The organism is Pseudolysinimonas sp. (assembly GCF_031389465.1).
In the GTDB taxonomy this organism is placed as follows: Bacteria; Actinomycetota; Actinomycetes; order Actinomycetales; family Microbacteriaceae; genus Pseudolysinimonas_A.
This window is the reverse complement of sequence record NZ_JANMSQ010000300.1, coordinates 1-2,084: the sequence shown is the minus strand read 5'-3', so window position 1 is coordinate 2,084 and position 2,084 is coordinate 1. Positions and strand designations below refer to the sequence as shown.

Here is a 2,084-nt window from a genome sequence, read left to right as displayed (position 1 = left end):
CCACACGATCCGGGCAGCCCGTGGGCGATCGGCGGACCCCTTCCAGACGGAACGATGGGTGGTCATGACGCCATCCACCCCGACCTCGGCACTCTCGCCGACTTCCGCTGGTTCGTCGCCGAGGCCGCCACGCACGGGCTCGAGATCGCCCTCGACCTGGCCCTGCAGTGCTCGCCCGACCATCCGTGGGTGACCGAGCATCCCGAATGGTTCACCCACCGGCCCGACGGTTCGATCGCCTACGCCGAGAACCCGCCGAAGAAGTACCAGGACATCTATCCGCTCGACTTCGACACCGACCCGGAGGGGCTTTCCGCCGAAGTGCTGCGCATCGTCGAACACTGGATCGCGCAGGGCGTGAGCATCTTCCGGGTCGACAACCCGCACACCAAACCGCTCTGGTTCTGGGAGTGGCTGCTCGGCCGCATCGCGGCGACGCATCCGGATGTCGTCTTCCTCGCCGAAGCGTTCACCCGACCCGCAATGCTGCACTCACTCGCCGAAGCCGGCTTCCAGCAGTCGTACACCTACTTCACCTGGCGCAACACGAAGCCCGAGCTCGAGGAGTTCCTCACCGAACTTTCGACCCAGTCGGCCGACTACCTGCATCCGAACCTGTTCGTGAACACCCCCGACATCCTCACCGAGTACCTGCAGTTCGGCGGGCCGCCCGCGTACAAGATCCGCGCGGCGCTCGCCGCGACCGCTTCGCCGTCGTGGGGGGTTTACACCGGCTACGAACTGTTCGAAGACGTCGCCCGCCCGGGCAGCGAAGAGAACATCGACAACGAGAAGTACGAGTACAAGCAGCGCGACTGGGCACGCGCCGCGACAACCGGGCGCACCCTCGCGCCGTACCTCACGCTGCTCAACCAGATCCGGCGCGAGCATCCGGCATTGCAGCAGTTGCGCAACCTGCGGGTGCACTGGAGCGACGACGACTCGGTACTCGTCTACTCGAAGTTCCTCGACGGCGCCTTCACCCCGACGGGTCGGCCCGACGGCATCATCGTGGTCGTCAACGTCGACCCGCACTCGGTGCGGGAAACCAGCGTTCACCTCGACCTGACGGTGCTCGGGCTCGACCCCGGTGTGACGTTCGACGTGCGGGAGATTCTCACCGGGCAACGCTGGACGTGGAGCGATTCCCACTTCGTACGGCTCGACGCGTTCACCGAGCCCGTGCACATCTTGAATGTCGAGTATGGCGCTGCGGTGAGGAAGCCCTGATGGCCGAGTCAAAGAAGGTACCCCCGAAGAAGCCCGCGACGAAGGGCTCCCCAGAGTTGCCCGCCCTCGACGTCGGGCTCGTCTCATCGCTCGTCACGGCGAGTCACCCGCGGCCCCACGACTGGCTCGGCGCACACGCGGTCGAGGAGGGCTTCGTCATCCGTGCGGTACGTCCGCTCGCGAAGACCGTCACCGCGATCCGGGCGGATGCAACGCGCATCCAGCTGACGCACCTCGCCGACGGGCTGTGGCAGGGCTGGGCGCCCGGAGCAGGTCAGGCCTACGACCTTGAAGCGACCTACGACGGAGCGCCCGACTGGGTGACCGGCGACCCCTACCGCTTCGTGCCGAGCGTCGGCGAGATCGACCTGTACTTGTGGGCCGAAGGCCGGCACGAACAGATCTGGCACGTGCTCGGCGCGCACCACCGACCGCACGAGGATGTCGCCGGCACCAGCTTCTCGGTGTGGGCGCCGCGCGCCCAGGCGGTGCGCGTCGTCGGCGACTTCAACTCCTGGTCGGGGCTGTCGCACGCGATGCGACGACTCGACGACAACGGCGTATGGGAGCTGTTCGTGCCCGGGCTCGGCCCGGGGTCGAACTACAAGTTCGAGATCCTCACCGCGGCCGGCACCTGGGTGACCCGCGCCGACCCGATGGCGCGCTACACCGAAGTGCCACCGAAGACCGCTTCCGTCGTCGGGCAGACGCTCTACGAGTGGCACGACTCCACCTGGCTCGCCCAGCGCGCGTCGCACGACCCGCACAACTCGGCGACGAGCATCTACGAATTGCACCTCGGTTCCTGGCGCCCCGGCCTCGGCTACCGCGAGATGGCCGACCAACTCATCGAG

At 67.3% G+C, this 2,084-nt stretch carries 2 pseudogenes; both read left to right on the top strand.

From position 1 onward, the window contains the following. A pseudogene (locus RMO30_RS11675) lies at positions 1-1,230 on the top strand (alpha-1,4-glucan--maltose-1-phosphate maltosyltransferase); the annotation flags it as partial. Next, a pseudogene (locus RMO30_RS11670) lies at positions 1,230-2,084 on the top strand (1,4-alpha-glucan branching enzyme); the annotation flags it as partial. The pseudogenes RMO30_RS11675 and RMO30_RS11670, both read left to right, overlap by 1 nt.